Annotated in this window: 3 protein-coding genes; 2 read left to right on the forward strand and 1 reads right to left on the reverse strand. The window is 38.7% G+C overall.

Features of this window, described 5'->3' with window-relative positions; genetic code table 11:
• Positions 1-180 (reverse strand): copper homeostasis protein CutC (locus tag RT405_RS06545; protein ID WP_313468565.1); only part of this gene is annotated, 180 nt, incomplete at its 3' end.
• Between the two features lie 172 nt (positions 181-352).
• Between RT405_RS06545 and dapG the strand changes: the two genes are divergently transcribed.
• Together dapG and RT405_RS06555 are read left to right on the forward strand one after the other, a co-directional pair.
• Complete coding sequence (gene dapG, locus RT405_RS06550) at positions 353-1549, forward strand: aspartate kinase (RefSeq protein ID WP_313468567.1); 1197 nt, start codon at positions 353-355, stop codon at positions 1547-1549.
• Positions 1550-1670: 121 nt separating this feature from the next.
• Positions 1671-2130: YqeG family HAD IIIA-type phosphatase (locus RT405_RS06555; protein WP_313468569.1), on the forward strand; the 460-nt coding region annotated here is incomplete at its 3' end.

A 2130-nucleotide genomic window follows, 5' to 3' on the forward strand; every position in this document is an offset into this window, starting at 1 on the left:
TGCACAATAAGTTATTGTTTCATGCATGACTCCTTTACTGGGAGTCGTGCCGCCACTTGCTAGATTATCACATAATTCAATTCGGTTTGCCCCTTGGGAAATGGCTTTTGCCACATACGTATAGTTTTCAAGACAGACTTCTTTCAAAAACACTCCATCACTCTCCAATTTTAAAAACATTTTTTCTAGTATAACATGAAAAATTGTTTTTGGTTCTCTAATCAACACCGCATTGAATATTGTAAAAGTCTTCGTTATAATAAAACGGAGCTGGCAGACAGTAAACGACTCATTAAAATAAGAGGCAGTTTCTTGATAAGTTATGAAAGACTCAAATCAAAGGATGGTAAACATGAAAATTTTAGTTCAAAAATTTGGCGGTACTTCTGTTAAAGACGAAGAGAGCCGCCTAGCAGCGGAAAAACATATTGTTCATGCGGTTTCAGCCGGGTATAAAGTAATCGTAGTTGTTTCGGCAATTGGGCGTCTAGGAGATCCATATGCGACAGATTCTCTATTGGAATTAATTGGCGGAGCTCGGAGTTATTTAGATTTGCGTGAGAAAGATATGCTGCTTTCGGTTGGCGAAACGATTTCAGCAGCCGTCTTTACTAATGGATTGAAAAAAAATGGGTTAACCGCTGTCGGATTAACGGGACAAGATGCAGGCATCGTTACTAATGAAGAGTTTGGTAATGCTAAAGTACAACGGATTGAAACAGAGCACATTTTTGCTCATTTTAAAATGAATGATGTGGTAGTGGTGACAGGTTTTCAGGGAATCAGTGAAAGTGGACATATTACGACAATTGGACGCGGCGGCAGTGATACAACCGCTGCCTTTTTAGGAGCTGCTTTTAAAGCGGAGAGTATCGATATTTTTACAGATGTTTCGGGAATGATGACTGCTGATCCTCGATTGGTTGACAATGCCAAGTTTTTAGAAGTGGTCAGTTACCGAGAAGTAAGCAATATGGCACACGAAGGAGCAAAAGTGATCGATCCACGAGCTGTAGAAATCGCTATGCAATCTGGAATCCCATTGAGAATCCGCTCGACTCATCAACCGGTCAATAATACAGGCACATTAGTGACCCATATTGAAAGCCAAATCGAACATTATCGTTTGGTGACAGGCATTGCTCATGTGCCTAACTTAGTTCAATTCAACGTTCAAGCTTCTCGGAAAATACAAGAAGCGGTTTTTGCTTCACTAGCTGAATTGAATATTAGTGTAGACTTTATCAATATTTTTCCTGATCATATTGTGTTTACATTGCCGCAAACGGCATTGGAACAGGCTCAAACGATCCTGAATGAACAAGATGCTGCTTACTCCCTGATTGAAAACTGCGCAAAAGTAGCAATAGTGGGAGCTGGAATAACAGGAGTACCAGGGATTATTTCTAACATGATCACGACTTTGGACAAACACAACATACCAATCTATCAATCTGCAGATAGTTATACGACTGTTTGGATTTTGGTAGCAGAAAAAGATTTGAAAGTAGCAGTAAATGCCTTGCATACTGCCTTTTTACAAAATTAGAAATAAGCTAAAAACGACTGAGTTTGATTGCTATTTTGTGGTTTTGGCGTATAATTAAAATAATAGTAAACTTGAGGAGTACTGTGCATAGTGCTCCTATTTTAATGGATAGGGAGAAAAAATGTTAAATATATTTAAACCAACGTGGATGATAGAAGCTATTTACCACCTCACACCTGAACAATTAAAAGAACAAAATATTAAAGCTGTTTTAACTGATTTAGATAATACTTTGATCGCATGGAACAATCCAGACGGAACAGAAGAACTGATCCAATGGATCAAAGTAATGGAAGAAGCGGGCATCCCTGTTGTGATTCTCTCAAATAATAGTGACGAGCGCGTTAAAAGGGTTGCCAGTGCTTTAAATTTGGACTATGTAGCCAGAGCTATAAAACCCACTGTAATCGGATTTAAAAAAGCAGAAACGAAGTTAGGCCTACCAAAAGAAGAGATTTTAATGGTTGGAGACCAGATCATGACTGATGTTTGGGGTGCCAATTTAGCAGGAATACGAACCGTACTGGTAAAGCCTATTATCAATAGTGATGCATGGAATACGAAACTAAATCGCTTTATGG

The sequence above is a fragment of the Carnobacterium sp. genome (assembly GCF_032094055.1).
GTDB lineage: Bacteria > Bacillota > Bacilli > Lactobacillales > Carnobacteriaceae > Carnobacterium_A.

Coding starts and splice junctions, on each gene's coding strand:
- dapG (WP_313468567.1), top strand. CDS start 353: ATGAAAATTTTAGTTCAAAAATTTGGCGGTACTTCTGTTAAAGACGAA.